A 26,880-nucleotide genomic window follows, 5' to 3' on the forward strand; every position below is an offset into this window, starting at 1 on the left:
TAAAGGGCCCTTACTTCAGATTCGGTTCGGAAATAAACTGGATGCCGTTGCCACTCGCAGAGGCGGTGACCACGGTGGCGTCGTCAAGCACGGCGATATTTTGAGCATCTGCGACCGTGTCAACACTACCTTTGTTCTCTGGGACGCCGGAGACGATGGAAAAGGCATGTGCCTTGCCGTTGTCGGTGGTCGTAACCCATGCCAGCTGGCGCTGTGGGTCCCATGCCACGCCCCATGGCGAGCCGTCGACGTTGCCGTATTGGTGCAGGCGGATTACGTCGTCGGCGGTATATACCGCAAGACGCTCGCCAGAGGTATCGGAGGCAAGGACGAGGGCGCCGCCACCAACAGAGATCTGGCCGATGCCTTGGCCTGCGCGAAGGCGGCCGCCGGCGCGATCGTTTTGCCAATCGATGTTCTGGATCGTGGAATCAGCGCGCAGGATGCGCACGACGTTGTCGGCACCGGCGTCGTTAGGCACAGCTAGGAGCTGATCGGAGCCTTCCTCGACCTCAATGTCGCGATCGCGCTTGCCGTCCTCATAGATGCCAACCGTGCGCGAGTCCTTGGAGCCTGCGAAGATCTCGCCGCTGGAAAGTTGCGTGGCGACGGTGACCGGAGCTTCTTCCTCCATGGCTACCTCGGTCGGGGCATCGGGCTTGGTTGGGTCAAAGAGATAGACCTTATCGCCGCAGGCAAGTACGAAGCCCTGCTGGGAGGCGTTCAAATCGCCGCACTTTTCGTCGATGTCGATCTTCTTCGCGTCGCCGCCGAGGAACTCGCTCTGCTGGCCGACGTAAAGTGCGTCCTTTGTGCGGACGGCGATGGTGTTGCCGTGGGCCGCGAGGTCCGTTACCTTCTCCTCAAATTTCGCGACCTTGCCTGCAGGCTTTGCCCCATCGTTGGAGGCAGGGGCAGGCGTGGCGTTTACCTTCAGGGCTGAATCTGGATCACCGCCAACGCCTACCTCCGGCTGGCATGCACTAAGTGCTAGGGCGCTTGCAAGAAGCGTCAGTGGCATCACTATCTTTGTTCTGGCCAGTGGTTTCACGGTTGTTTATCCTAGCAGCCAGCGTGGGTAGATCCCGAAGCGCGCCAGACTATGTATGCTCACCCGAGTGAATACTGCAGCAGCAACAGACGCAATGTCCTGGCTTCAGGTCATCGTCCTATCCATTGTCCAAGGCCTCACCGAGTTTCTGCCGGTTAGCTCTTCCGGCCACCTGCGGATCGTCTCCGAGCTTTTTTGGGGTCAAGACGCTGGTGCATCCTTTACTGCCGTGATCCAGCTTGGTACGGAAGCAGCCGTATTAGTCTACTTCGCCGGAATGATTTGGCAGATCCTTAAAGGCTGGTTTGCTGGACTTTTCAACAAGGAAAAACGGGGTCAAGACTATCGAATGGGATGGATGGTCATTGTCGGTTCCATTCCGATTGGCATCCTGGGCGTGCTGGGCAAGGATTTCATCCGTGACAATCTGCGCAACCTGTGGATTACGGCTGCGATGCTCATCCTTTTCTCTTTTGTCTTCATCGCGGCTGAGCGCACCGGAAAAAAGGAGCGCGGCTTCGAAGAATTGAACATGAAGGACGCCATCGTCATGGGTCTATGCCAGTGCTTGGCGCTGGTGCCTGGCGTTTCTCGTTCCGGCGGTACGATCTCTGGTGGTCTCTTCTTGGGCCTCGACCGCGAGGTGGCAACTCGATTTAGCTTCTTGCTCGCAATCCCAGCCGTGCTGGCTTCCGGGCTATTTTCTTTGGGGGATGCCTTCGGCCCGACTGTCGGCCAGTCCGCAACCGGCGCGCAGCTGCTGGTGGGCACCCTCATCGCCTTTGCGATTGGCTATGCCTCCATTGCATGGCTGCTGAAGTTCGTGGGCAACCATTCCTTCGAATGGTTTGCCGCATACCGCATCCCAGTGGGCATTATCATCATGGCGCTCATCGCTTTCGGCTACCTTCAGCCTTAGGTCGGCTTTCTCATAACTGGCCATTAGCCCTGCCTGATGCCTAATGCTGCACAAAGTGCATTAGGCATGAAAAGGGCGCTACGATAGGCCGCATGCATTCTTGGCCTGAACCCCATGTTGAATTAGTTCCAGGGAAACCCCACGCACTCCACCTCTACGACTCCGCGGATCAGCAGATCCAGAAGGTAGAGGTAACGGGGGACACCGCCACCATGTACGTGTGCGGTATTACTCCCTATGATTCGACCCACCTGGGCCACGCGGCAACATATTTGACCTTTGACCTGGCCTATCGCCAGCTCCTGGATAACGGCTACAAGGTTCATTACGTCCAAAACATCACCGATGTGGATGACCCGCTCTTTGAGCGTGCAGAGCGCGACGGCGTCGATTGGCGTGAGCTCGGCACCTCCCAGATTGATCTTTTCCGCTCCGATATGGAGCTGCTTTCTGTTTTGCCACCCCAGGATTACGTGGGCGCGATGGAAGCCATCGATGAGGTCACCGAGATGGTGGGCAAGCTTCTCGACGCCGGCGCCGCCTACATCGTTGACGACCCCGAATACCCCGACGTCTATGCGTCCATCGAAGCCACGGAAGCCTTTGGTTACGAGTCCAACTACTCCGCAGCGGAGATGGAGGAGTTCTTCGCCGAACGCGGTGGGGACCCTGAGCGTCCAGGAAAGCGCAACCCGCTGGATGCCTTGATTTGGCGCGCTCACCGTGAAGGCGAGCCGGCATGGGATTCTCCATTTGGCCCGGGCCGACCTGGTTGGCACATTGAGTGTTCTGCTATCGCCACCAATCGCCTGGGCGCCTCGTTTGATATCCAGGGCGGCGGCAGCGATCTTAAGTTCCCACACCACGAGTTCTCAGCAGCGCATGCGGAGGCAGCCTTGGGTGTGGAGCGTATGGCGCAGGTTTACGTGCACACCGGCATGATTGGCCTCGACGGCGTCAAGATGTCGAAGTCTCTGGGCAACCTCGTTTTCGTACACAAGCTGGTTGAAGCGGGCGTTGATCCCTCCGCCATTCGCCTGGGCGTCTTCGCAGGCCACTATCGCAGCGAGCGCGATTGGTCCGATGAGGTTCTGCACGCGGCCAACGAACGCCTGGCAAACTGGCGTAAGGCTCTGGAGAATCCGGGCAGCGTAGATGCCGCACAGGCGCTTGTCGACGCAGTGCGTCTCGCGCTTTCCAATGACCTGGATACGCCGGCAGCTTTGCAGGCCGTCGACGAGTGGGCAGCGGGCGAGCGCGGCGCAGATGACGAGCAGGCGGCCGAATTGCTGCGCACCGCTTTTTATTCGCTACTTGGCGTGCGCGTTTAAGAAATATCAGGCAGAATTCACTTCATGAGCATTCGCGCAGACTTTCAGCCCATCGTCGATGAGTTCATCAGCAATCTCGAATCCTTTGCCACTGGCAGCTACCTCAAAGAAGAAGAGAAAGAATTCTGGGAGGCGCCCTTCGACGCCGGCGTTCTTCCAGAGCTGCGTTCCATTGTGGAAAAGCTTCTCGACGATCTTGATGCACTCCCTGATGATCCAGACGGGCAATCTCTTGCCGCGAGCGTAAACAAGTCAGTCGAGAAGCTGGCTGCGTTCAACCGCAAGAACGCGGATGCAGTTTTGGAGCCGGAGGAAAAGGAAGAGCTCTCTGAGCTTATCTACAATGCCTCCGCAGCCACCGGCGCCGATGACGAAGCCTTGGCACAACTGCCTGAGCTCGACTTCTAAACGTAACCCCTTATCTTTTGATGAGCTCATCTTTCGAATCTGCAGGTTCCGCATCCAGTCAATCCATACCCAAACGGCCCGCAGCCATCTTTTGGGACATGGACGGCACGCTGACCAACTCTGAGCCCTTGTGGGCCCAAGCCACATTGCATCTGTCTAGCCTTATGGGCCATGCAATGACCCCGAAGGAGCGGCTTGCTACGGTTGGCGGCACTTTTGAAAAGACTCTTTCAGTCTGCGCTGAGTTGGCTGGAGTCGAGCTTATGCCCGGTGACTATCAGCGTTACCAGGAGGTTACTTTTGACTACGTCAAAAATCTCTTCCACGGCAACCTAGAAATCTTCCCAGGTATCCCGGAGCTTCTGCGCGAACTGCATGCGGATGGTATGCCGATGATGGTCACCACGAATACGGAGCGCTATGTCGCTTCTTCGGCCATTCCGGAGATAGGCGAAGAATTCTTCGTCGATACAATCTGCGGTGACGAAGTACCAGCCGGAAAGCCTGCACCCGATATGTACTTGGAGGCAGCACGTCGCCTCGATCTTCATCCCGCTGATTGCTTGGTCTTTGAGGATTCCGCTGCGGGCATGCGTGCGGCTGTCGACGCCGGCTGCCACGTCATTGGCCTACCAGAGGATGACAGGGTAGAGGTTCCAGCGGAAGTAACCGAAATTTCTACGCTACGGCCTGCGCGTCACTTAGACGGCGTTAACGCGGCCGATGTCTATGCGTGGTTTGGCGAGATGAGCTCTAATTCGTCCAAATCTATTTAGTTATCGATTTTAGCCCTCGGAGCCAAGTTTCTATGCAACAATAGAATCCGTGAAGAATTTCGAGTCCCTTTTTGCAGAACTGTCCGAGAAGGTTCAGGCCCGTGCAGCGGGCTCTGGAACCGTGGCTGCATTCGATAAGGGCGCTCATCATCTTGGCAAGAAGATCATCGAGGAAGCCGGTGAGGTCTGGATTGCTGCCGAGTATCAATCCGACGAAGAGCTCGCCGAGGAAATGTCCCAACTTATTTACTGGCTACAGGTCATGATGCTAAAGCGGGGGCTTAGGCCAGAAGATATCTACAAGTATCTCTAAAGGGAAGGAGCCTTAAGATGATTAAAGTTGCCGTTCCCAACAAGGGATCATTGTCCGAGGCTGCCCTTAGCATCTTGGCAGAAGCCGGCTACAAAGGCCGCGGGCACTCCAAGGCACTCAACATCGTTGACGAGGCTAACGGCGTCGAGTTTTTCTTTTTGCGCCCCAAAGACATCGCCATCTACGTCGCCCAAGGCGTCTTGGACTTAGGCATTACTGGTCGCGATCTCGCGCGTGACTCCCGCGCATCATTCAACGAGGTTTTAGATTTAGGCTTTGGCGCATCCACTTTCCGCTACGCCGCCCGCCAGGGTGAAGACTGGACCATTGAAAAGCTGCAGGGCAAAAAGATCGCTACTTCTTATCCCAATCTCGTGCGCGCGGATCTGCGGCAGCGGGGGATTGAAGCTGAAGTTATCCGCCTCGATGGTGCGGTGGAAATTTCCATCCACTTAGGCGTTGCCGATGCGATCGCAGACGTGGTCTCTACCGGAGCGACGCTGCGTCAGCAGGGGCTTGCCCCGTTTGGGGAAGCCATCACCGAGTCCACGGCGGTCCTCATCAAGCGCGCCGGCGTGGGATTGAGCGATGAAGAGCAAGTAGTCCTCCAACGCATCCAGGGCATCCTAAATGCGCGTAACTATTTGATGCTCGATTACAACGTGCCCAAAGAAGACTTGGAGGCGGCTTCGGCAGTAACACCGGGGCTTACCGGGCCCACGGTTGCCCCTCTCGCAAGGGACAATTGGGTAGCGGTGCGCGCGATGGTCCCACGGCAGGATGCGAATCGAATTATGGACCACCTTTCGGCGTTGGGAGCGGAAGCTATCCTGGCATCAGAGCTACGCATCGCCCGCTTTTAGGGGTAAATTTTAGAGATCTTGCGCAGATTGAACGCCGGAATGCCTGCTCTAGCTACGATGGGCCTTGAGTTTACTCAAACAACTATCGTTCGAAATGCTCGCGGATTTTTCAGCGAGTATTGACCACTTAAGGAGTCCCGCCAAATGGCTAAGACCACTAAGAAGGATGCAGAAATCGACGCTAAGCAGGAGGGCGTAAAACCTTCTGCTAACGAGGCCAAGGACGCTGCCAAGGCTAAGAAGTCTTCTTCTAAGAAGTCTCGCACCGAGACCGACCTTCTCGGCTCCATGGAGATCCCGAATGACGCGTACTACGGTGTCCACACCCTGCGCGCCATCGACAACTTCCAGATCTCCTACGTCACTATCAACACCATTCCAGACTTCATCCGCGGCATGGTGATGGTCAAGAAGGCCACCGCAATGGCCAACCGTCGTCTGCACGTTCTGCCTAAGCAGAAGGCAGAAGCAATCATCTGGGCATGTGACCAGATCTTGGACGAGGGTCGCTGCATGGACCAATTCCCGCTCGACGTCTTCCAGGGCGGCGCGGGCACCTCGCTGAACATGAACACCAACGAGGTTGTTGCCAACCTCGCTCTTGAGTACCTCGGCGAGGAAAAGGGCGCATACGACATCATCAACCCGAACGATGATGTCAACATGTCCCAGTCCACCAACGACGCATACCCAACCGGTTTCCGCTTGGGTCTGTACTACTCCCTGGACACCCTGATCGAGCGCATCGATTCCCTGCAGAACGCTTTCCACGACAAGGGCAACGAGTTCCAGGACATCCTGAAGATGGGCCGCACCCAGCTGCAGGACGCTGTTCCTATGACCCTGGGTGACGAGTTCAAGGCATTCGCTCATAACCTGGCTGAGGAGCAGGCGGTACTGCGCGACGCTCAGAAGCGCCTGCTGGAGATCAACCTTGGTGCCACCGCAATCGGTACCGGCGTTAACACCCCAGCTGGCTACCGCCACCAGGTCACCGCAGCCCTATCCGAGGTCACTGGCCTGGAGATCAAGACTGCTCGCGACCTCATCGAAGCAACCTCCGACTGCGGCGCATACGTTCTGCTGCACTCCGTCATCAAGCGCACCGCTATGAAGTTGGCCAAGATCTGTAACGATCTGCGCCTGCTGGCTTCCGGCCCACGCGCTGGCCTGGGCGAGATCAACCTGCCTGCTCGCCAGGCTGGTTCCTCCATCATGCCGGGTAAGGTCAACCCGGTTATCCCAGAGGTTGTCAACCAAGTCTGCTTCAAGATCTTCGGCAATGACCACGTTGTCACCATGGCTGCTGAGGCTGGCCAGCTCCAGCTCAACGTCATGGAGCCGGTCATCGGCGAGGCACTGTTCCAGTCCATCCGTATCATGGGCAACGCTGTTGACACCCTCCGCGAGAAGTGCGTCACCGGCATCACCGCCAACGCTGATGTCTGCCGCGCATACGTTGAAAACTCCATCGGTATCGTCACCTACCTGAACCCGTTCATCGGTCACCACAACGGTGACGAAATCGCTAAGGAGTCCCTGAAGACCGGCAAGGGCGTCAAGGAACTCGTTCTGGAGAAGGGCCTTATGGACGAGGCAACCCTGTCCAAGGTTCTGTCCGTTGAGAACCTGATGCACCCAGAGTTCCGCGGCCAGCTCTACATCGACGAGGACTAAATCCGACCTAAACCTTTAATGGTTTCGCTGGGGGAGTATCAGCGCCTCCTGCGAGCTATTAAGTACGGATTTTAGGCCATGTGGTTTTACCACATGGCCTTTCGTCGTTTTGTTGTTGTGCAGGGATTTCTCTGGTTTTCAATCAACCAACCGTAATGCAAAAGGTTAATTTTGTGGGAACAAGCACAAACGGGCGTTTTAATTAACCAAAACCACATGATTTGGGGGACAATGGGGAGGACAGAGCATGGCTGACTCGTTTATTTTCGGCTGAGGAAGCCATTTAATTTTTCGACCTTGTGGAGATTCCCATGGCTGTAGTCCATATCCTCATTGTCCTCGCCGCGATTTACTTAGGTGCCCGCATTGGCTCAATCGGCATCGGTGTCGCTGGCGGTCTCGGCGTCCTCTTGCTGGGCCTAACAGGCGTGCCGGTTACCCGTGAAGATATTCCTTTCGACGTCATCGGCATCATCATGACCGTTATTGCCGCCATCGCCGCCATGCAGCGCGCGGGCGGTATGGACTACCTGGTCCAGGTGGCCGAGCGCTTCCTGCGTAAGAACCCGCGACGCATCACCTACTATGCGCCGATCGTCACCTGGCTGATGACCGTTCTAGCAGGTACTGGCCACACCGCATTCTCTACGCTGCCCGTCATCGTCGAGGTAGCAAAGGAAGGCAAGGTCCGCCCATCGCGTCCGCTTTCCATCGCCGTTGTAGCCTCCCAGATGGCAATCTGTGCCTCGCCGATTTCCGCCGCTGTGGTCCTGCTGGCCTCGCTTCTGGAGCCAACCGGCATCGGCTACCTCCAGCTGCTCGGCGTTCTTATTCCAGCAACCTTCCTCAGCATCTTCCCGGCTGCTTGGCTAGCAAACCACGCGGGTAAGGAACTAGAAGACGATCCGGTCTATCAGGAGCGCCTCGCACAGGGCCTCGTCGCAATGCCGAAGGGACACACCGACCAAAGCACGCAAAAGGGCGCAAAGGCCTCCATCTACATCTTCCTGGCTGCCATCGTCATCGTCATGATTTGGGCAACGCTGACCTCGGAGCAGGTTGGCCTCATCTCCGAGCCGACCCTGCCACGCAACGAGGCCATCATGACGGTCATGCTTACCGCAGCAACACTCATCGTCATGATCACCAAGATTCCAGCCGCCGACATCCTCAACACCCCGGTATTCAAGTCCGGTATGTCTGCTTCCATGTGTGTTCTCGGCGTCGCCTGGCTGGGCACCACGCTCATCAACCACTACATGGACAACATCCAGACCATGGCGGGCGACGTCGTCAAGTCCGCTCCGTGGATGCTGGCCGTCGTTCTCTTCTTCGCCGCCGCACTGCTGTACTCCCAGGCTGCTACCACCAAGGCGCTGCTGCCGGCCGCGCTGGCCCTGGGCGCAAGCCCGCTGACCGCACTGGCCGCATTCCCAGCCGTTTCCGCTCTGTTCATCCTCCCGACCTACCCAACCTTGCTGGCCGCAGTTGAGATGGACGATACCGGCTCCACCCGCATCGGAAAGGCTGTGTTCAACCACCCATTCCTCATCCCAGGAACGGTCTCCATCGTGGTCGCTGTTCTGCTGAGCTACGCACTCGGTGCTGTCATCGCCTAGAGCCCGCGATTTGACAATTTAGCCGCCCACTGTCCTTTTCTCCGAAACAGGCAGATCGGGCCTTTTCTCCGAAACAGGCAGATCGGGCGGCTTTTCTCTGTAGCATAAAGCCATGGCTACCCAACTCTCAGATGTCGAAATCGCACAGGCTCACAAACTGGAGCCAATTACCGATATTGCTTCTCGTGCGGGAATCCCGGAGGAAGCGCTCATTCCTTATGGCAACACCAAAGCCAAGGTTGATATCACGAAGCTCGAGGACCTTCCCACCAAAGGCAAGCTGGTGCTCGTCACTGGTGTTTCTCCAACACCGGCTGGTGAAGGCAAGTCCACCACGCTGATTGGTCTAACCGATGCTTTAGCACTACTGGGGCACAAGGCCATCGTCGCTTTGCGTGAGCCTTCCCAAGGTCCAGTCATGGGCATCAAGGGTGGTGCCGCCGGCGGCGGTTATTCCCAGATTGTCCCGATGGAGGATATCAACCTTCATTTCACCGGTGATTTCCATGCCATCGCAGCGGCCACCAACACCTTGGCTGCCATCATCGATAACCACATCCACCAAGGAAACCAGCTCGGCATCGACCCGCGCCGCGTGACCTGGCAGCGCTGCCTCGATGTCAATGACCGTGCGCTGCGCGGCGTCGTCACTGGCCTCGGCGGCCCGGCACACGGAGTGCCTGCGGAAACCGGATTCACCATCACCGCAGCTTCAGAGATCATGGCTATCTTGGGCCTGGCTACTGACCTCGAAGACCTTAAGAAACGCTTGGGTGATATTACCGTTGGCTATACCTTCGACCAAAAGCCAGTCACGGCACGCGAGCTTGATGCCGAGGGCGCACTGACTGCTTTGATGCGCGACGCCCTCAACCCGAACCTAGTACAGACTCTGGGCGGCACCCCGGCATTCGTACACGGTGGACCTTTTGCCAACATTGCGCATGGCTGCAACACCTTGCTTGCAACACAGACTGCGATGAAGTTCGGCGACATTGTGCTCACCGAGGCTGGCTTTGGCGCCGACTTGGGCGGCGAGAAGTTCATGGATATCAAGGCTCGCTTTGGCGAGCTCGACGTCGCGGGCGCTGTGGTCGTTGCCACCATCCGCTCCCAGAAGTACAACGGCGGCCAAGCTCGTGAGGACCTGACCACGGAAAATCTTGATGCACTGCGCAAGGGCATCGTCAACCTCGAGCGCCACGTTGAAAATATCCGCAAGTTTGGTCTGCAACCAGTAGTTGCGCTTAACTCCTTCTACAGCGATACCGAGGCCGAGCGCGAATTCATGCGTACCTGGGCCAAGGACTTTGGCGTCTCCCTGGCTGAGGCAGATGTCTGGGCAAAGGGCGGCGAAGGAGCCAAGGAGCTGGCAGAAACCCTCGTAGAAAACCTCTCCGAGGGTCAGGCACATCAGCTCTACGATCCAGCAGAGGGCGTGGAAAAGTCCATCGAAAAGATCGCCACCGAGGTCTACCGCGCAACCTCTATCGAGTACGGCCCGAAGGCCAAGAAAGACCTGCAGTACATCAAGGACAATGGCTGGGATAACTTCCCAGTGGTCATCTCAAAGACGCAGTACTCCTTCTCCGATAACCCGGCTGCCTTGGGCGCTCCAGAGGGCCATACCCTCCACGTGCGCGAGCTGCTGCCGCGTACTGGCGCGGGCTTCATTGTGGTGCTGACTGGCGACGTCATGACCATGCCGGGTCTGCCGAAGAAGCCGGCGGCCAACAACATCGATGTTGCCGCCGACGGCACCATTTCCGGCCTGTTCTAGTTATCTGCGGCGGAGCCCGGCCAACCCGGATACTCGGGCGGGGTTCCGCCGAATTCAGGACAAAGCTCTTGGAAAGAGCACCAGCCGCAAAGCTTCGAGGTCTTCGGGCGGAAGAGACCTTCCTTACCGTCGCCCTCGATCTTTGCCCAGAGCTCGCCTAGGTCGCGCTCGAAGTACTCCAGCTCTTCGCGGGTTGGGGTAAGGAACATCGAGTCAATGACCTTGAGATACATCAAGCGCAGCTGGGCGGGGATGACGCCTAGCATTCGCCAATAGACAAGCGCGTAGAAACGCATCTGGAACTGGGCGTCTTGGCTAAAGCGGGGGATTGGCTTCTTGCCGGTCTTATAATCCACGACGCGGACCTCACCGGTTGGGGCAACGTCCACGCGGTCGATGAAGCCGCGGACCGGCACGCCGTTTGGCAAGACAGTATTGACGTACATCTCGCATTCTTTAGCATCGAAGCCCTGCGGGTTTTCCATCTGGAAATAGCCCTTGAGCAATTCGCGGGCCGCTACGAAGAAATCGAGGGTTTCTTCCTCGGGCACGAGCTCTTTAAGCTCGGCGTCGGCAGCGACCATTTTGGCCCATTCCGGCTTAATCATTTTCACTGCAGCGGGGTAGTCACGCTCTTCGCGCGGCAGCTTGTGGGTGTTTTCTAAAACTGCGTGGACCAGCGTTCCTTTTACTTGCGCTACGGTCTTCGGCTCGGGGAGCTTGTCAATTGCCCGAAAGCGGTAGAGAAGTGGGCACTGTTTATAGTCTGAGGCCCGAGAAGGCGAAAGCGCCAACGGGCGAGGTTTTCGTGCATCAGCCATGGTCCTTTTAGCTTAGCGCGGCGCAATTCATGGCAAAGTAGGAGGCATGAGTATTTCGGATGAGTTCCTTGATTTCATAGCCGCTTCTCCTTCTTCCTATCACGCGGCCCACGAGGTGGCGCGCCAGCTAGAAGAGGTGGGCTTTGTCCGCCAGGATGAGGCCGCGGAATGGTCAGCAGCCCCAGGCGGCCACTACATGATTCGCGGCGGCGCCATCATGGCTTGGTTCGTGCCGGAGGGCGCGGGCAAACACTCCGCGTTTAGGATCATCGGTTCTCATACAGATTCGCCGGGCCTTGTGCTCAAGCCGACCCCCGATTTTGATGCTGCGGGCTGGCAGCAGGTCGCGGTAGAAATTTACGGCGGCCCGTTGCTGCATACCTGGTTTGACCGTGAGCTGACCGTTGCCGGTCAGGTGGTAACGAAGGATGGCGTGCATCATTTGGTTAACACCGGCCCGATTCTGCGTCTTCCTTCGCTGGCTATCCACCTCTACCGCAAGGACGAGTTCAAGCCGGATCGCCAGCACAACATGCAGCCGGTGCTTTCCGTGGGCACTCCCGATGCCTCGGTATTGCGCGTGGTAGCGGAGTCCATCGGCGTGGCTCAGGATGAGATCTCTGCATTCAATCTCATTACTGCCGATGCCCAGCGGGGCGCCGTATTCGGCACCGGTGAGCGCTTCATCGCGGCCGGCCGCATGGATAATCTTTCTTCCGTGTTTGCCAGCCTCGTCGCAATGCGCAATGCCGCCCAGCAGAAGGACTATGGACACGAAGACATTTTGGTCATGGCTGCCTTCGACCACGAAGAGGTGGGCTCGGCTTCTCGTTTCGGTGCTGCCGGCCCGATTCTCGCCGATGTCCTGGGGCGCACTGGTCGCGCGCTGGGAGCCAACGAGGAGGAGCGGTATCAAATGTATGCGCGTTCTTGCTGCGTGTCGGCCGACGCCGCGCATTCGGTCCACCCTAATTACGCAGGCAAGCACGATCCCACGCATCACCCGATTATCGGTAAGGGCCCCGTCACCAAGATCAACGGCAATCAGCGCTACGCGTCCGACGCCACGACCGTCTCCCTGTGGGAGCGCGCATGCGAGCGAGCCAAGGTTCCTTTCCAGCGCTTCGTGGGCAACAACGACGTGCCCTGTGGCTCCACCATCGGTCCCATCACCGCGACCCGCTTAGGCATCGACACCGTCGACGTCGGCGTGCCGATGCTTTCTATGCACTCCGCACGCGAGATGGTCGGCGAACGTGACCAAGTATGGATGGCCAAGGCCATTGAGGCATACTTGTTAGGTTAATTAAACCTCCTTTAAATCCACGAGAAAGCATAGGAAGCACACACCATGCCTTATTCCGGACCTTTTCACTATGGCGATCGCGTCCAACTGACCGATGCTAAGCGCCGCCACTACACGGTGATACTTGAGGAAGGCGGCGAGTTTCACTCGCACAAGGGCATCATCCGCCACGACGAAATCGTCGGTCTGGATGAGGGCTCCGTGGTGCGCTCCACACTGGGCAGCGACTTCCTGCTCTTCCGCCACTTGATGGTGGACCACGTGCTTTCCATGCCGCGTGGCGCGGCGGTCATCTACCCGAAGGACTCCGCGCAGATCCTGGTCGAAGGCGATATTTTCATGGGCGCACGCGTCCTGGAGGCTGGCGCCGGCTCCGGTGCGTTGTCCATGACGCTGCTGCGCGCCGTTGGCCCGCAGGGACACGTCTTCTCTTACGAGGTGCGCGATGATCACCTGGAGTACGCCGTGGACAACGTCAAGGAATACTTCGGCGAGCAGCCTGAGTGGTGGACCCCGCGCTTGGGTGATTTGGCGGACGTCACCGTGGAAGAACTCGGCGGTCCGGTCGACCGCGTCATCCTCGACATGCTTGAGCCGTGGGAGCATTTGGAGAAGGTTCGCGACATCCTGATCCCTGGCGGCGTTTTCATGACCTACGTGGCTACCGTGCCGCAGCTGATGAAGGTCATGGAGGGGATCCGCGAGCTGAAGTGCTTTACCGAGCCGAAGGCCTGGGAGTCCCTCGTGCGTGAATGGAAGGTGGAAGGCCTTGCCACCCGTCCAGAGCACCGCATGAACGCGCACACTGCGTTCCTCATCTGGACGCGCCGCCTTGCCGACGGCGTGACTCCACCCCGCCCGCAGCGCCGCGCCCGCAAGTAGGTGCAAAAGAAACGAAGCGGAGCCAAAGAATCCGCGGGGAGATTTTAGGCCAACCTGACTTGTCGGCATGGTTCACGCGCTAGTGTGTAGCTATGACCGACGCAAGTCACACAGCCGCCCTCAAAAGGCAGATTGATCAGCTAGCCGAGCGCAACACCAAGCTCGCTTCGCTGCTGCAGGATTCCCGCAACAAGCTGCAGCAGATGTTGGCCGAGGTCAACGAACTATCAGAGCCTGCCTCAACCTATGGTGTATTCCTCGGATACTCAGGAAAGCCGCATGATTCCCGGCGCGACGCCGAGGTCTATACCAACGGCCGCCCCATGCGGGTTAAGGTCTCGCCCAACCTAGAGCCAGGCAGCCTTGAAGCCGGCCAACTCGTGCGTTTAGGCGAGGGCTTCGTCGTTGTAGAAGCTTGTGGTCACCCGCAAACGGGAAGCCTTGCCACCGTGCAAGAGACTTTAGGCACCACCCGCGTCATCGTGGCGAACTCCTCCGGCGAGGAGCAGGTGGTGCTTTTGGCCGCCCGTCTTCGCGAGGGCATTCGCGCTGGCGACACAGTCCTTGTCGATGGCAAGGCAGGTGTCGCGCTCGAAAAGATTGAAAAGTCCGAGGTGGCACAGCTTTCGTTGGAGGAGGTCCCAGAGCTTAGCTACGACGACATCGGCGGTCTGGATGCTCAGATCTCCCAAATCCGCGATTCGGTCGAGCTGCCTTTCCTGCATCCGGATCTTTATCGGCAATATGACTTGGAGCCGCCGAAGGGTGTGCTGCTTTATGGCCCGCCGGGCTGTGGCAAGACCTTGATTGCTAAGGCCGTGGCCAATTCGCTCGCTACGAAGATGGGTAGTGGCGGCCCGAGCTTCTTTTTGAACGTCAAGGGCCCTGAACTCTTAAACAAGTACGTGGGTGAGACCGAGCGCCGCATTCGCCTTATCTTTGAACGCGCTCGCGAACTCGCAGCCCAGGATTCGCGCCGCCCGGTCATCGTTTTCTTTGACGAGATGGAATCCATCTTCCGTACCCGTGGTTCCGGAGTTTCCTCAGACATGGAGACAACGGTGGTTCCGCAGCTGCTGACGGAGCTCGATGGCGTCGAAAAGCTGGGCAACGTCATCGTCATCGGCGCCACCAACCGTGAGGAGCTCATCGATCCCGCCATCATGCGCCCGGGCCGACTCGACATCAAGATTCGCGTCAATCGCCCCAGCAAGCAAGGCGCCCGCGAGATCTTTAGCCGGCATCTGGGTCAGAAGGTGCCGCACCAGGCGGACCTCGAGGGGCTGATTGATTCTGCAGTCGAAGAGCTCTATTCGGAGCGACCCTTCGTACGTCTGCATTACCGCAATGATGAGCCACGGACGTTGTTCTACCGCGACTTTGTCTCCGGCGCGATGATTGCCAACATCGTAGCGCGTGCAAAGAAGCTTGCGATCAAGGACGCGCTTGCTGATAGCGAGATAAGCACGCACGGTATTACTTCGGAACACTTACGCCAGGCCATTGCCGCGGAGCAGGCGGAGTCAGAATACGTACCAACCTCGGCTAGCCCTGAGGAGTGGACCAAGATTGTTGCCGGCACCCAAGCTGGCGCAGAAGTAACCCGAGTCGAGCTAATGGGCTTTAGGAGTACCTCATGGCACGCGTCCTAGGAACAGAAACTGAGTACGGGATTTCCACTCCCACGAGTCCGGAGTTTTCGCCCATTGTCACCTCGACCCATGCCGTGGTGGCTTATGCGGCGCTTCATACTTTGGCGCGTTCGCGCTGGGACTTCCGCGAGGAACATCCGCTGCGTGACTCCCGCGGTTTTGATTTGAAGCGCTATCAAACCGTTCCTGTGGTTGATCCAAATGCAATCGGCGTGGCCAATGTGGTGACCGCAAACGGTGCGCGCTTCTACGTCGATCACGCGCACCCGGAGTATTCCTCCCCGGAATGCACGAATGCTTGGGACGCCATGCTTTACGACGCCGCCGGTGACGTAGTTTTGCGACAAGCCGCCGAAGCGGTAGCGCGCCTATCCGCGCAGGGCACATCTGTGCTGGCGAATCATGATCCGTGCCCGCCACTGAAGTTCTACAAGAACAATGTGGATGGCAAAGGCGCATCCTACGGTTCGCACGAAAATTACCAGTACCGGCGCTCTACCGAGTTTTCCGCGATTGCCGCGGGCCTCATCCCGTTCTTCGTGGCACGCCAGGTAGTGGTTGGCGCTGGCCGCGTTGGCCTTGGACAAGAAGGTGAAGAGCCAGGATTTCAGATCTCCCAGCGCGCCGACTACATCGAGCAGGAGATCTCGCTGGAGACAACGCTCAACCGCGGCATCATCAACACTCGCGACGAGCCGCACGCGGTAGCCGAGGACTTTGGGCGCCTACACGTCATCATTGGCGATGCCAACATGTCGCAGACAGCAAACTTGTTGAAGCTTGGCATGACCTCCTTGGTGCTTGATGCCATTGAAGCGGGCGTCGATTTCAGCGACCTACAGCTCCGCGATGCGGTGGCCGAGGTTTCCTTGGTTAGCCGAGACCTCAAGCTACAGCACAAGCTGAAGCTCAAGGACGGACGCGAGCTCACAGCACTTGATTTGCTAGCTGAATATCGCAAGCGGGTCACTCCGACGAACGACGTGGATGAGAAGGTCCTGGCGGCGTGGGACGAGGTCGCCGGCCTGCTCGCGGCAGAGCCGCTTTCCGCAGCACATCTGGTGGACTGGGTAGCCAAATACCAGTTGCTCAAGGCATACATGGATCGCGGCGTGGCCGTCGACGATCCCAAACTGGCGCTTATCGATCTCCAATACACTGACGTCGATCCCGCCAAATCGCTTTACCATGCGCTGGTGCGAAAGGGGCGCATGCGCGTGCTCGTCAGTGAGGAGGAGATTGCGAGGGCAGCCCAAAACCCGCCGCGGGATACGCGTGCGTTCTTCCGCGGCCGAGTCATAGAAAAATACGGTGAGGAAGTCGTTGCCGCCAGCTGGCAGTCTGTCTCCCTGCGTCACGGTTCCAACATCGCGACCGTCACTCTCGATGACACGCTAGAGCTAGGCGCAGCTGATGCTGCGGAGCTCATCGAGCGGGCTGACGACGTCGAAACACTACTCGTTGAGCTCGACAAGGCCGGGGTAGCGATTCGGCACAGTTAGCGCGAAGAATCCATAGGAAGCAATTCACCGAAAAGATAGAAAGATAGTAGGAAAGAAAGAAGGATTAAGGACAATGAGCGGAAACCAATCCCAGGTAAACGCCGGCAACGGCGGTAGCAACGGTGACGAGGCAGCGGAGTTCTCCGCGGGCCAGGTGAGCATCAATAGCGCGGGCACGGATGATCTGCTTGATGAGATCGACGGCCTGCTCGAGAACAATGCTGAAGAATTCGTACGCGCATATGTGCAAAAGGGCGGCGAATAGACGTGAGCGAGGCGCACACGGATCATGTCTATGCCCGCCGCATCATGGGCATAGAGACCGAATATGGCGTGACCTCACGGGTCGATGGCAATCAGCGCGCGCTGACTCCGGATGAGGTGGCGCGCATCCTGTTCCGGCCCGTTGTGGAGCAATATTCTTCCTCGAATATCTTTAGCCCAAATGCCTCAAGGCTCTACCTTGATGTGGGCTCACACCCGGAAATCGCCACTGCCGAGTGCGATAGCCTCACTCAGCTCATCAACTATGAGCGCGCCGGCGACCGCATCGTAGACGAGCTCGCCCGCAAGGCTGAAGGGACGATGGCTGCCGAAAATCGCCCAGCTTCCGTCTACTTGTTTAAAAATAACGTCGACTCAGCAGGCAACTCTTATGGATGCCACGAGAACTACCTCATTAGCCGTCACGCGGTGCTCAAAGACTTAGGCCTGGCCTTGCTGCCTTTCATGATCACCCGCCAACTCATCTGCGGCGCCGGCAAGATTCAACCGGCTAAGGCAGACCAGCCAGCTCGCTTTTTGCTTTCCCAACGCGCGGATCAAGTCTGGGAGGGCGTGTCCTCGGCCACGACTCGTTCGCGACCAATCATCAACACACGCGACGAGCCGCATGGTGACTCGAAACGCTTCCGCCGCATGCACGTCATCGTCGGCGATTCCAACATGTCGGAGACCACGCTGGCGTTGAAAGTTGGTTCAACGTTGTTGATGCTGGAAATGCTAGAGGCAGGCTTCGACGTACCGCGTTTCGATGTCGTTGATCCTATTCATCGCATCCGTGACATCGCCCGCGATACCACTGGCCGTACCGAATTGGGGTTGAAGGACGGCTCGACCATCACAGCATTGGAAGTGCAGTACGCCCTGTGCGAGGCAGCCCAACGCTGGCTGGAGGAACGCCCGGATGAGGGCACTCCGAATGCCGAGATGCGCAAGGTAGTAGACCTCTGGCAGCGCACGCTGCACGCAATTGATACCCAAGATTTCAGCGGCGTAGACCGCGAGATCGATTGGGTAATCAAGCGCAGCCTTCTGGATCGCTATCGTGAGCGCCTCGGCGGCGATTGGGCCCACCCCAAGCTGGCGCAGATTGACTTGACCTATCACGACATTCGCCCTGGCCGCGGCCTATTCAATGTGTTGGAATCGCGCAAGATGGTTGAGCGTTGGACCACCGACGCGGCTATCGCGGCCTGCGTCGATACTCCGCCGCAGACTACGCGTGCGCGCCTGCGCGGAGAATTCCTGCAGACGGCACGCCGCTTGGGCGCCAACGTCACCGTGGATTGGACGCGTCTGAAGGTAAACCGACCTGAACCGCACACTGAGGAGTTCTCAGACCCGTTTGTCTTCGAAGATGCACGGCTGCAAGCGTTGTTAGACTACATGGAGCACAACGCATAAATTTACCTATTGCCTTTAAGGAGCACACGGGCCTATGGCGAAGCCTCAACCAGGCAAACGCGACCCCGCCGTTGAAAGATTGACCAATCTTTCCTTTGCACTGCAGGGCGCAGCCCACGGCGGCGGCAGTCCCGATCGCAGCGCAGCCTGGATCCGCAAGAACGTGGAAGGCTACCAAGATCGCGGAGACGAGGCCTTTCTAAAACAGCTTGCGCGCGACGTCGTCACCCTCCAGCGCGCAGGCGTGCCAGTGGTCCATACCAGTGGTGAATTTGGCTCGACCTATCGTCTTAACCAGGAGGAATACCAACTTCCTCCGGTCCACTTCACCCCAGAGGAAGCGATGGTGTTGGGCGTAGCCGGCGGCATCGGCAAGCCGGGCGGACTCAGCGATTTCACGCTGTCTGCTTGGACCAAGATTGCCGCCTCGGGCGCCTCAAGGGATCTCAGCGGCGCGCCGGTCTACGTTGCGGTTAACGACATCACCCGCATTAGCCCTGAGGTAACCACTGCAGTACTGACGGCCGTGCGTAAGGGTTTGCGTATCAGCTTCGATTACTACGCGCGGCCTTCCGCGCCGGCAGTCCGGCGCACTATGGATCCGTGGGGATTAGTCAACCATGACAGCCGCGTTTACCTCGTGGGCTGGGATGTCGACAGGCAAGCCCCTCGCGTATTTCGCGCTACTCGCATCGATAATGTGAAACGTTCCCGGCAGGAGGCGACCCACCTTGTTGCCCCCAAGCCACTGCAAGAGCTGGTGGTAGACACGCTTAAGCGCGGTCAGCGCGTCGATGCGCTGGTGGCGATCCCTGAAGGCGGTGCCCGGGAGCTGGAAGCAGCAGGGGTACGACGCGATGATGGAATCGTGGAGATGCGCGGCGTGGATAAGGATTGGCTCGTGCGAATAGCAGCAAGTTATGCGCCCGAGGTGGAGGTCAAGGAACCTGCAGAGGTACGCGAGGCAATAGTTAAGCTGCTGAGTGCGCCACTCGGCGTCACAGATGAGGCCGCACTGGAAGGAGGGGAGTAGCCATGGCTGATGGTTCGCAAAAGTTGCAAGCGCTAGTACGCTCTTTAAATCTGATCCCGTACTTTCGCAATCACCCGGGCCAAACCCCGATGGAAGCCGCCACCGACCTTGGTATGACGCCGGCGGAGCTTAAAGATGCGGTGGATCGCCTCTTTTGCTCAGGCGTAGGCCGTCATACCGAAGACCTGATCGACCTTTCCTTCGATTATCGCGACGGCATCCAAATCTACAATGACCAAGGCTTAACGCAGGCGCTGCGGCTTACTCCGACGGAAGCCGGTGCGCTTTTGCTCACCCTCGAAAGCCTCGAGGCCATGCCTGGGCTCATCGATACCGAGGCCGTTAAGTCAGCAGCCGCAAAGCTGCGGGAGATTATGGATGAAAAGACAGCAGCTATCTATGACTCTCTCGCGGATACCGATCCACATGAGTCTCAAGTCCAGGCCACGCTAGCAAGCGCCGTCGATAAGCGGCACCGCGTGCGCTTTAAATACTGGTCCGCCTCCAGCAACCAGGAAAAAGAACGCACCGTGGATCCTGCGCGCATCTTTATCTATGAATCCGAGCCATACCTCGTTGGGTGGGAGGAATCGCTAAAAGCGCATCGCACCTTTCGCTTGGACCGCATTCAGGAGGTCGAGACGCTTGCTGAAAAGGCCTACCCCCACCTTCGGGAGCTTGACTTCGATCCCGAGCAGCCCTTTGCCATGCGACACGCCAAGAAAGCGACATTAGAGATTCACCCAGAATTCACATGGCTAGCAGAACAGCACGACATCAACTTGGGCGAGACATTAAAAAATGGCTACGTAGCTGCAACGATGCCGATCGGTTCGGAGGAGTGGTTTATTCGTTTCGCGTTAAGCCAAGCTGATAGAGTGCGGGTCACCAGCCCGGATTCCCTCGTGAAGGCGATTACAGATCGCCGTCTAGCGGCACTGGGCGGTTATACTAAATAGCCGTTCGTAAGTTCAGAAGGCGGTTGCTTTTTAAAACTGCCGCCCCACACCAATTATCTGAAGAGAAAGAGGAACCCATGAGCCTGGGACCTTGGGAAATTCTAGCTATTCTGCTTGTCGTTTTGCTTCTGTTCGGCGCTACTAAGCTGCCGGAGCTGGCTCGTTCGATGGGCCGCTCCATGCGCATCTTCAAGTCTGAGGTAAACGAGATGCACCAGGAAAACCAGCCAAAGCAGGAACCAAACCAGATCTCTGCCGCTAAGCAGTCCGACGAGGAGTTCTGGAACGGCACCTCTTCGCAGCCAGGCCAGACCCAGCCAAACGGCGGCAACGCTAACTAATCACTAGGCCTAGCAACCACGGCGAACTCCAGCCTCAGCTGAGGTTCGGTGTTCGCCTTTTAATGTGAAAGCATCCTTTTAAACAATGCCGAAGAATTCTCCTGCGAATGCCGCGAAGCCCGCGAGCGCGCTTGCGCGTTTGCGCGCGCAACGCAAGGCAAAAAAGAACCCGTTGGGGGAGATGACGCTCGTCCAGCACCTGCAAGAGTTGCGCCGCCGCATCGTCATCTCCTTGCTTGCGCTGGTGGTTGGAACCATCGTCGGTTTCATTTGGTATCAACAGGCACCGTTTAACATGCCACCGCTCGGTGAGATTCTGCGCGGACCTTATTGTTCACTTCCGGAAGAAAAGCGCGTGTCCTTTACTGCGGACGGGGAGTGCCGCCTTTTGGCAACCACCCCGTTCGAGATGCTGATGCTGCGAGTTAAGGTGGGCGCCCTAGCTGGTGCCGTGCTGTCTTCGCCGGTGTGGCTCTACCAAATCTGGGCCTTCATTGTCCCTGGCCTGCATAAGAATGAGCGCCGCTTTACTTTTAGCTTCGTCGCGATTGCGGTGATTCTTTTCGTTGCCGGTGCAGTGCTTGCTTACTTCATTCTGTCGGTCGGCCTTGAGTTCCTCATGGGCATTGGTGAGGAATTCCAGACCGCAGCGTTGACTGGTGGGGACTATTATCGTTTCTTGCTCGGTTTGCTCATTATCTTCGGTGTCAGCTTCGAAATCCCGTTGCTCGTTGTTGCCTTGAACTTGTTGGGCATCCTGCGCTACGAGCACGTTAAGGACAAGCGCCGCATCATCATCGTGTTGATTATGATTTTTGCCGCGTTTATGACGCCTGGCCAGGATCCGTTCTCGATGCTGGTGCTCGCTAGCTCGCTGTGCTTGCTCGTTGAGCTTGCATTCCAGTTCTGCCGCATCAACGATAGGCGCCGCAAGCGCGAACGCCCCGAGTGGTTGGACTTGGACGACGAGACAGCCTCACCGCTTAATACCCAGGCCAGTGGCATTGGCGGCGCCTCCGCAGTTTCGGCACCGACCCCGATTGCCGCACCGCAGCAAACCCGTCCCGCGCAGGCTTCACAGCCAGCAATTCCCAACTCTCAGCCGGCACCGAACAATAACGCGAGCTTCTTCGACGATGTGTTGTAGCAACAGGTAGCCTTGGTGCTTATGACTTCCATGCACCTGGATACCTTTCGCGCAGAACTTAGCCACCCACTCGATGACTTCCAGGTGGAAGGTTGCCGTGCGGTTGAAGATGGCCACGGCGTGCTGGTCTGCGCGCCTACTGGCGCGGGTAAGACCATCGTCGGTGAGTTTGCAGTTTCCCTGGCGCTTTCGCGCGGCACTCGCTGTTTCTACACCACGCCGATTAAGGCGCTAAGCAATCAGAAATACCACGATCTCGTAGCTGCCCACGGCGAGGATGCTGTGGGGCTTCTGACTGGCGATGTCTCCATCAATTCCGGCGCGGAAATCTTGGTGATGACCACCGAAGTTCTACGCAACATGATCTACGCCGAGTCCGGAGCCTTGGAGCGGCTTAGCCACGTTGTCATGGACGAGATCCACTTCCTGGCCGATGCCTCTCGTGGTGCGGTCTGGGAAGAAGTCATCCTCAACCTTGATGAAAGCGTATCCATCATCGGTCTGTCAGCCACGGTTTCTAACTCGGAGGAGTTCGGTGAGTGGCTGTCTACCGTACGCGGAGACACCACCGTCATCGTCTCTGAGCACCGACCAGTTCCGCTCGACCAATGGATGATGATTGGCCGCAAGGTCTATCCGCTGTTCGAGCCAGAGACTGGGGGACAGGTAAACGCCGAACTGGCGCGCCGCATCCGACGTCTTGAAGCCGGCGATAGTGACGATGGCAAGACAGCTGGCAACGACCGTGCAGGTTTTCGCAGCCGCGCGCGCCACAAGGGTGGCGGACACGGCGGAGGCCGCGATAAGCGCGGCCGCTCTGGCAATGCCCGATCCCAAGACCGGTATCGTCCGCTCGGCAGGCCGGAAACCCTCCAGGTGCTCCAGGGGATGGACATGCTGCCGGCAATTACCTTCATCTTTTCCCGAGCTGGCTGCGACGGCGCGCTCTACCAATGCCTGCGCAGCCGCATGGTGCTGACCACTCAGGAAGAGTCAGAGGAGATCAAGGCGATTATCGATGCCGGCGTAGAAGGCATTCCGGAAGAAGATCTCCAGGTGCTTGACTTCAAGCGTTGGCGCGAAGCGCTGTCGCGAGGATTTGCCGCCCACCACGCGGGCATGCTGCCGGCTTTCCGCCACATCGTTGAAGAGCTCTTCGTTAAAGGTCTCGTGCGCGCGGTATTCGCCACGGAAACCCTGGCGCTGGGCATCAACATGCCGGCCCGTACTGTGGTGCTAGAAAAACTGATCAAATTCAACGGCGAGGCGCACGTCGATCTCACCCCAGGCCAGTACACGCAGCTAACCGGCCGCGCGGGCCGTCGCGGCATCGACACCATCGGCAACGCGGTGGTGCAATGGGCACCAGCGATGGATCCGCACGCCGTCGCAGGTCTTGCCTCCACGCGTACCTACCCGCTCATCTCCACCTTTACGCCGGGCTACAACATGGCCATCAACCTGCTCGGCATGCTGGGCTTCGAGGAATCGCTGCGCCTGCTGGAAAAGTCCTTTGCACAGTTCCAGGCAGACGGCTCAGTGGTGGAGGAGACCCGCGAGGTAGAAAAGGCAGAGCACCGCGTACGCGAGCTGCGCAATCAGCTTGACGACGCCATCGATGCTCTAGCACCGCCGGCGCGTGACGGGGAGGATCCGGCTGAGGTGCTCATGGACTATATCCGTTTGCGCCGCAAGCTCACCGAAGAAGAAAAAGCCGCGCACGCGAACAACACCGCGCAACGCAACCAAGAAGTCGCGGTGGTGCTCGCCCGCCTGCAGGTCGGTGAAGTCATTGCTATCGCAGGCAAAAAGCGCCCAATCTTGGCCGTGGTGGTCACCCCGGCAAATCAGGCTGCCGATCCGCGCCCTTGGGTGACTACTGAAACCGGCTGGTCCGGCCGCATCGACGCCTCCGGGATCAACAACCCGCCGATTGTGGTCGGGCGCATGAAGCTGCCGCGCCCAGTGCAGAAGAATCCCCGTCGCAACACCAAGTTCGTGCAGGATTCCTTCAAGCGCAACCACTATGACCGCCCGAAGAAGATGCGCTTGGAGCCGCGCAACCGACCAAATAAAAAGGTCGGCCAGTTGCGCGACGCTATTCGCCAACACCCAGCGCATGCGTGGCCGGCCACGGACCGCGAGCAGCTCGCAGGCCTAGCTCAAAAGCTTGCCCGCCGTGAGCGTGACCTCGAGAAGGTCAACGCTCGCATCGAGCGCGCCACCGACACCTTGGGCAAGACCTTCAGCCGCATCGTAGACCTACTTTCAGAGATGGACTATGTGGAGTTCGAAGGCCTTGGCGCGGAACGTACCCCCGTCATCACCGACGAGGGCGAGCGCCTTGCACAAATCCACAGCGAATCCGACCTACTAGTCGCGCAGTGCCTCAAGCGCGGTATTTGGAACGAGTTGGATCCCGCGGAGCTCGCGGGCGTGGCTTCGCTGTGTGTCTTCGAAAACCGCAAGGAGATCCGCGGTGAGCCGGAGGCTGCAACGGAAGCGATGGCCGATGCGATGGAGGCAACCTATCGCATCTACACTGAGCTCATCGCAGACGAAGCGCGCCACAACCTGCCGCGCACTCGCGAGCCTGAGGCCGGTTTTGCGCTCGCCATCCACCAGTGGGCCGCGGGCGCACCGCTGGGCTACTGCATGGCAGCGGCCAACGAGGCCGGTGCGGAGCTTACTCCAGGTGATTTCGTGCGCTGGTGCCGCCAGGTGGTCGATATGCTCCAGCAGATTGCGAAGACGGGTTACGAGGAAGATATACGCCGCAATGCCCGCAGGGCTATGGATGCGATCCAGCGCGGCGTTGTGGCAATCGGAGCTTAATCCAAAAAGGTAGGCTCGAGGGCATGTCTGATTCACAAATCGCTTTTCCCGTTTCGGTCTACGCGCAGCGTCTTAAGCATGCGCAAGAAGTCGCCGCAGAAAAGGGGATTGACCTCCTTATTCTCGGTACCGGCGCAGACTTTGCCTACCTCACCGGCTCGTGGGTTTCTTCCCACGAACGCCTGACCGCACTGGTCTTGCGCCCGGACGCCGCGCCTTTTATCGTTGCCCCTGCAACCGATATTGAGACGTTGAATGCTTCCCCTGTCGCAGAGCTGGGCATCGAACTGCGCGGCTGGCAAGATGGCGAAAATCCTTATGAGCTGGCCTGCGATTCCTTTGCACAGCAGCAGGAAGGCGCTGCGGGCACAGGGGACGAAGGGAACAAAGCGCCCACTGTTGCGCTAGGTGCCTCCCTGACCGCCGATCATGTGCTGCGCTTGCAGGATGGGCTGCGCGCCAATTCTTCTGCGCAACCGCAGTACGTACTGGCCACCTACGCATTGGCTGAGCTTTTCACCCGCAAGGACGACGCCGAGATCAAGGAACTGGCTAAGGCGGGCTCGGCTATCGACGCCGTGCATAACGCCGTGCCGGAGCTGCTTAAGCCTGGCCGCACCGAGGCCGACGTCGCCGCGGATCTGCGTGAGCTGATCCTGCGCGAGCATGTCGAGATCGACTTCATCATCGTTGGTTCTGGCCCGAATGGCGCGAACCCGCATTATGACTACGGCGACCGCGTGCTCACTGAAGGCGAGCCGGTGGTCGTCGACATCGGAGGAACCTTGCCTTCCGGTTACCACTCCGACACCACCCGCACGTACGTCGTCGGCGGCGACGTTACCGCGGCACCGCAAGACTTCCAGAAAGCTTATGCAGTACTAGAGCGTGCCCAGGCTGCCGGCCGCGCTGCAGCCAAGCCCGGTGCCACCGCGCAGGATGTGGACCGCGCCACCCGCTCCATCATCGAAGAGGCGGGCTATGGCGAGTACTACACCCACCGCACCGGTCATGGCATTGGACTTTCCACTCACGAGGAACCTTTCATCATGGAAGGCAACGAGCTTGTGCTGGAAGAAGGCATGGCCTTTTCCATTGAGCCGGGCATCTACATTCCGGGCAAATGGGGCATGCGCTTGGAGGACATCGTTTACACCACTGCGGATGGTTACGAGTCCCTGAACAAGGCTCCGCGGGAGCTGCGCTAGATGGCAGGGGTTTTGATCTTGGGCGGTCGCAGCGACATCGCCGGCGAGATTGCGCTGCGCCTTGCGCCGGGAAATGAACTGGTGCTGGCCGCCCGTGGTCTGCAAGGCCTGGACGAGCGCGTCGCCACGCTTCGCGCCGCGGGTGCCACCGAAGTACATACGCTAGATTTCGACGCCACCCAGGTAGAAAGGCATCGCGACGTCGTACACGCGGCGCAGCGCTGCCTTGGCGAGGGCGAAGAACTCAAAACGGCTGTAGTCGCGTTCGGCATCTTGGGCGAGCAAGAACGCGCGGAGCATGACGAAGAACACGCATTCGATATCGCACTAGTGGATTATGCCGCTCAGGTGTCCATGCTTACGGTCTTAGCTGATGAGATGAAGTCCGGACACATCGTCGCTTTTTCTTCGATTGCCGGATGGCGCGCGCGCCGCGCGAACTATGTTTATGGTTCTACCAAGGCTGGTCTAGACGCCTTTTGTCAGGGACTGGCAGATCGCTTGCACGGTGGTCCGCTCTCGCTAATCACTGCTCGCCCGGGCTTCGTGATTGGCTCCATGACCACTGGTATGAAGCCGGCGCCGTTATCAGTGACTCCCGACGTCGTGGCAGACGCCGTCGTGGATTCCATCACGGCAGATGAAGGCCGCATGCCCCGCAGCCGCACGCTTTGGATTCCTCGCGCTTTGCAGGCTCTGGCATGGGTCATGCGGCTTGTACCACGTCCTATCTGGCGGCATATGCCGCGTTAGACGCAGCGTTGAGAATTG

24 protein-coding genes are annotated in these 26,880 nt (G+C 58.5%); 22 read left to right on the forward strand and 2 right to left on the reverse strand.

Annotated elements, in window-relative coordinates; all coding sequences use genetic code 11:
• Positions 1–10 precede the first annotated feature (10 nt).
• On the reverse strand, positions 11–1,021 hold the full coding sequence (locus HMPREF2935_RS05090) for a hypothetical protein (RefSeq protein ID WP_141756016.1): 1,011 nt from the start codon (positions 1,019–1,021) through the stop codon (positions 11–13).
• Positions 1,022–1,145: 124 nt separating this feature from the next.
• Between HMPREF2935_RS05090 and HMPREF2935_RS05095 the strand changes: the two genes are divergently transcribed.
• The 9 genes from HMPREF2935_RS05095 to HMPREF2935_RS05135 all read left to right on the forward strand — a co-directional run bounded on the left by HMPREF2935_RS05095 (position 1,146) and on the right by HMPREF2935_RS05135 (position 10,737).
• Positions 1,146–1,970 carry an undecaprenyl-diphosphate phosphatase gene (locus HMPREF2935_RS05095; protein WP_210386648.1) on the forward strand — a complete coding sequence of 275 codons (825 nt, stop codon included), beginning with the start codon at positions 1,146–1,148 and terminating at the stop codon, positions 1,968–1,970.
• A gap of 92 nt (positions 1,971–2,062) precedes the next feature.
• Positions 2,063–3,301 carry a cysteine--1-D-myo-inosityl 2-amino-2-deoxy-alpha-D-glucopyranoside ligase gene (gene mshC / locus HMPREF2935_RS05100; RefSeq protein WP_070732244.1) on the forward strand — a complete coding sequence of 413 codons (1,239 nt, stop codon included), beginning with the start codon at positions 2,063–2,065 and terminating at the stop codon, positions 3,299–3,301.
• Positions 3,302–3,325: 24 nt separating this feature from the next.
• The gene (locus HMPREF2935_RS05105) at positions 3,326–3,709 is read left to right on the forward strand and encodes a hypothetical protein (RefSeq protein ID WP_061922445.1); all 384 of its coding nucleotides are present in this window, start codon (positions 3,326–3,328) and stop codon (positions 3,707–3,709) included.
• Positions 3,710–3,729: 20 nt separating this feature from the next.
• Positions 3,730–4,485, forward strand: a complete 756-nt coding sequence (locus HMPREF2935_RS05110; RefSeq protein WP_062040812.1) for an HAD family hydrolase — start codon at positions 3,730–3,732, stop codon at positions 4,483–4,485.
• Between the two features lie 49 nt (positions 4,486–4,534).
• Entirely contained in the window at positions 4,535–4,798 is a 264-nt protein-coding gene (locus HMPREF2935_RS05115) for a phosphoribosyl-ATP diphosphatase (RefSeq protein ID WP_061922452.1), read from the forward strand.
• Between the two features lie 17 nt (positions 4,799–4,815).
• Positions 4,816–5,661: an ATP phosphoribosyltransferase gene (gene hisG, locus HMPREF2935_RS05120; RefSeq protein ID WP_061922455.1), complete on the forward strand. Its 846-nt coding sequence runs from the start codon at positions 4,816–4,818 to the stop codon at positions 5,659–5,661.
• Between the two features lie 144 nt (positions 5,662–5,805).
• Positions 5,806–7,338, forward strand: a complete 1,533-nt coding sequence (gene aspA, locus HMPREF2935_RS05125) for an aspartate ammonia-lyase (protein WP_061922458.1) — start codon at positions 5,806–5,808, stop codon at positions 7,336–7,338.
• Positions 7,339–7,649: 311 nt separating this feature from the next.
• Positions 7,650–8,957, forward strand: a complete 1,308-nt coding sequence (locus HMPREF2935_RS05130; RefSeq protein ID WP_070732246.1) for an anaerobic C4-dicarboxylate transporter — start codon at positions 7,650–7,652, stop codon at positions 8,955–8,957.
• 112 nt (positions 8,958–9,069) lie between these two features.
• Positions 9,070–10,737, forward strand: coding sequence for a formate--tetrahydrofolate ligase (locus HMPREF2935_RS05135; protein WP_062040806.1), 1,668 nt, complete (start codon positions 9,070–9,072; stop codon positions 10,735–10,737).
• Here the strand turns inward: HMPREF2935_RS05135 and HMPREF2935_RS05140 are convergent.
• On the reverse strand, positions 10,734–11,558 hold the full coding sequence (locus HMPREF2935_RS05140) for a RecB family exonuclease (protein ID WP_061922467.1): 825 nt from the start codon (positions 11,556–11,558) through the stop codon (positions 10,734–10,736). The two genes, HMPREF2935_RS05135 and HMPREF2935_RS05140, sit on opposite strands and share 4 nt — an antisense overlap.
• A gap of 46 nt (positions 11,559–11,604) precedes the next feature.
• On the opposite strand from HMPREF2935_RS05140, the gene HMPREF2935_RS05145 reads away from it, so the two are divergent.
• From HMPREF2935_RS05145 to HMPREF2935_RS05205, 13 genes are all read left to right on the forward strand, one after another.
• A complete protein-coding gene (locus HMPREF2935_RS05145; protein WP_061922470.1) occupies positions 11,605–12,864 on the forward strand; it encodes a M18 family aminopeptidase in 1,260 nt (419 codons plus the stop codon).
• Between the two features lie 45 nt (positions 12,865–12,909).
• Positions 12,910–13,746, forward strand: a complete 837-nt coding sequence (locus tag HMPREF2935_RS05150) for a tRNA (adenine-N1)-methyltransferase (protein ID WP_061922473.1) — start codon at positions 12,910–12,912, stop codon at positions 13,744–13,746.
• Between the two features lie 92 nt (positions 13,747–13,838).
• Complete coding sequence (arc, locus tag HMPREF2935_RS05155; RefSeq protein WP_061922476.1) at positions 13,839–15,398, forward strand: proteasome ATPase; 1,560 nt, start codon at positions 13,839–13,841, stop codon at positions 15,396–15,398.
• Positions 15,383–16,900, forward strand: coding sequence for a depupylase/deamidase Dop (dop, locus tag HMPREF2935_RS05160; protein ID WP_070732248.1), 1,518 nt, complete (start codon positions 15,383–15,385; stop codon positions 16,898–16,900). The genes arc and dop overlap by 16 nt, the downstream gene beginning before the upstream one ends.
• 73 nt (positions 16,901–16,973) lie before the next feature.
• On the forward strand, positions 16,974–17,165 hold the full coding sequence (locus HMPREF2935_RS05165; RefSeq protein ID WP_061922482.1) for a ubiquitin-like protein Pup: 192 nt from the start codon (positions 16,974–16,976) through the stop codon (positions 17,163–17,165).
• 44 nt (positions 17,166–17,209) lie between these two features.
• Positions 17,210–18,586, forward strand: a complete 1,377-nt coding sequence (gene pafA, locus HMPREF2935_RS05170; protein WP_201057431.1) for a Pup--protein ligase — start codon at positions 17,210–17,212, stop codon at positions 18,584–18,586.
• Positions 18,587–18,620: 34 nt separating this feature from the next.
• Positions 18,621–19,619, forward strand: a complete 999-nt coding sequence (locus HMPREF2935_RS05175; protein WP_070732251.1) for a helix-turn-helix transcriptional regulator — start codon at positions 18,621–18,623, stop codon at positions 19,617–19,619.
• A 2-nt stretch (positions 19,620–19,621) separates the two neighbouring features.
• Complete coding sequence (locus HMPREF2935_RS05180; protein WP_070732253.1) at positions 19,622–20,578, forward strand: helix-turn-helix transcriptional regulator; 957 nt, start codon at positions 19,622–19,624, stop codon at positions 20,576–20,578.
• A gap of 77 nt (positions 20,579–20,655) precedes the next feature.
• Positions 20,656–20,919: a Sec-independent protein translocase subunit TatA gene (gene tatA / locus HMPREF2935_RS05185; RefSeq protein ID WP_070432928.1), complete on the forward strand. Its 264-nt coding sequence runs from the start codon at positions 20,656–20,658 to the stop codon at positions 20,917–20,919.
• Positions 20,920–21,004: 85 nt separating this feature from the next.
• A complete protein-coding gene (gene tatC, locus HMPREF2935_RS05190; protein ID WP_371326231.1) occupies positions 21,005–22,066 on the forward strand; it encodes a twin-arginine translocase subunit TatC in 1,062 nt (353 codons plus the stop codon).
• Positions 22,067–22,087: 21 nt separating this feature from the next.
• Positions 22,088–24,901, forward strand: coding sequence for a DEAD/DEAH box helicase (locus HMPREF2935_RS05195; RefSeq protein ID WP_070518059.1), 2,814 nt, complete (start codon positions 22,088–22,090; stop codon positions 24,899–24,901).
• A gap of 23 nt (positions 24,902–24,924) precedes the next feature.
• The gene (locus HMPREF2935_RS05200; protein ID WP_070732255.1) at positions 24,925–26,109 is read left to right on the forward strand and encodes a M24 family metallopeptidase; all 1,185 of its coding nucleotides are present in this window, start codon (positions 24,925–24,927) and stop codon (positions 26,107–26,109) included.
• Complete coding sequence (locus HMPREF2935_RS05205; RefSeq protein ID WP_070732257.1) at positions 26,110–26,862, forward strand: SDR family oxidoreductase; 753 nt, start codon at positions 26,110–26,112, stop codon at positions 26,860–26,862.
• Positions 26,863–26,880 lie beyond the last annotated feature (18 nt).

Source organism: Corynebacterium sp. HMSC076D02, from assembly GCF_001813815.1.
Taxonomy (GTDB): Bacteria; Actinomycetota; Actinomycetes; order Mycobacteriales; family Mycobacteriaceae; genus Corynebacterium; species Corynebacterium simulans.

Excerpts from the sequence above, each read along its gene's own strand:
- hisG (WP_061922455.1), top strand. The coding sequence starts at position 4,816 with ATGATTAAAGTTGCCGTTCCCAACAAGGGATCATTGTCCGAGGCTGCC.
- HMPREF2935_RS05135 (WP_062040806.1), top strand. The coding sequence starts at position 9,070 with ATGGCTACCCAACTCTCAGATGTCGAAATCGCACAGGCTCACAAACTG.
- aspA (WP_061922458.1), top strand. The coding sequence starts at position 5,806 with ATGGCTAAGACCACTAAGAAGGATGCAGAAATCGACGCTAAGCAGGAG.
- tatC (WP_371326231.1), top strand. The coding sequence starts at position 21,005 with ATGCCGAAGAATTCTCCTGCGAATGCCGCGAAGCCCGCGAGCGCGCTT.
- HMPREF2935_RS05090 (WP_141756016.1), bottom strand. The coding sequence starts at position 1,021 with ATGCCACTGACGCTTCTTGCAAGCGCCCTAGCACTTAGTGCATGCCAG.
- arc (WP_061922476.1), top strand. The coding sequence starts at position 13,839 with ATGACCGACGCAAGTCACACAGCCGCCCTCAAAAGGCAGATTGATCAG.
- HMPREF2935_RS05105 (WP_061922445.1), top strand. The coding sequence starts at position 3,326 with ATGAGCATTCGCGCAGACTTTCAGCCCATCGTCGATGAGTTCATCAGC.
- HMPREF2935_RS05140 (WP_061922467.1), bottom strand. The coding sequence starts at position 11,558 with ATGGCTGATGCACGAAAACCTCGCCCGTTGGCGCTTTCGCCTTCTCGG.
- HMPREF2935_RS05200 (WP_070732255.1), top strand. The coding sequence starts at position 24,925 with ATGTCTGATTCACAAATCGCTTTTCCCGTTTCGGTCTACGCGCAGCGT.
- HMPREF2935_RS05175 (WP_070732251.1), top strand. The coding sequence starts at position 18,621 with ATGGCGAAGCCTCAACCAGGCAAACGCGACCCCGCCGTTGAAAGATTG.
- HMPREF2935_RS05180 (WP_070732253.1), top strand. The coding sequence starts at position 19,622 with ATGGCTGATGGTTCGCAAAAGTTGCAAGCGCTAGTACGCTCTTTAAAT.
- HMPREF2935_RS05150 (WP_061922473.1), top strand. The coding sequence starts at position 12,910 with ATGCCTTATTCCGGACCTTTTCACTATGGCGATCGCGTCCAACTGACC.
- pafA (WP_201057431.1), top strand. The coding sequence starts at position 17,210 with ATGGGCATAGAGACCGAATATGGCGTGACCTCACGGGTCGATGGCAAT.
- dop (WP_070732248.1), top strand. The coding sequence starts at position 15,383 with ATGGCACGCGTCCTAGGAACAGAAACTGAGTACGGGATTTCCACTCCC.
- HMPREF2935_RS05095 (WP_210386648.1), top strand. The coding sequence starts at position 1,146 with ATGTCCTGGCTTCAGGTCATCGTCCTATCCATTGTCCAAGGCCTCACC.
- tatA (WP_070432928.1), top strand. The coding sequence starts at position 20,656 with ATGAGCCTGGGACCTTGGGAAATTCTAGCTATTCTGCTTGTCGTTTTG.
- HMPREF2935_RS05205 (WP_070732257.1), top strand. The coding sequence starts at position 26,110 with ATGGCAGGGGTTTTGATCTTGGGCGGTCGCAGCGACATCGCCGGCGAG.
- HMPREF2935_RS05145 (WP_061922470.1), top strand. The coding sequence starts at position 11,605 with ATGAGTATTTCGGATGAGTTCCTTGATTTCATAGCCGCTTCTCCTTCT.
- HMPREF2935_RS05165 (WP_061922482.1), top strand. The coding sequence starts at position 16,974 with ATGAGCGGAAACCAATCCCAGGTAAACGCCGGCAACGGCGGTAGCAAC.
- HMPREF2935_RS05195 (WP_070518059.1), top strand. The coding sequence starts at position 22,088 with ATGACTTCCATGCACCTGGATACCTTTCGCGCAGAACTTAGCCACCCA.
- HMPREF2935_RS05130 (WP_070732246.1), top strand. The coding sequence starts at position 7,650 with ATGGCTGTAGTCCATATCCTCATTGTCCTCGCCGCGATTTACTTAGGT.
- HMPREF2935_RS05110 (WP_062040812.1), top strand. The coding sequence starts at position 3,730 with ATGAGCTCATCTTTCGAATCTGCAGGTTCCGCATCCAGTCAATCCATA.
- mshC (WP_070732244.1), top strand. The coding sequence starts at position 2,063 with ATGCATTCTTGGCCTGAACCCCATGTTGAATTAGTTCCAGGGAAACCC.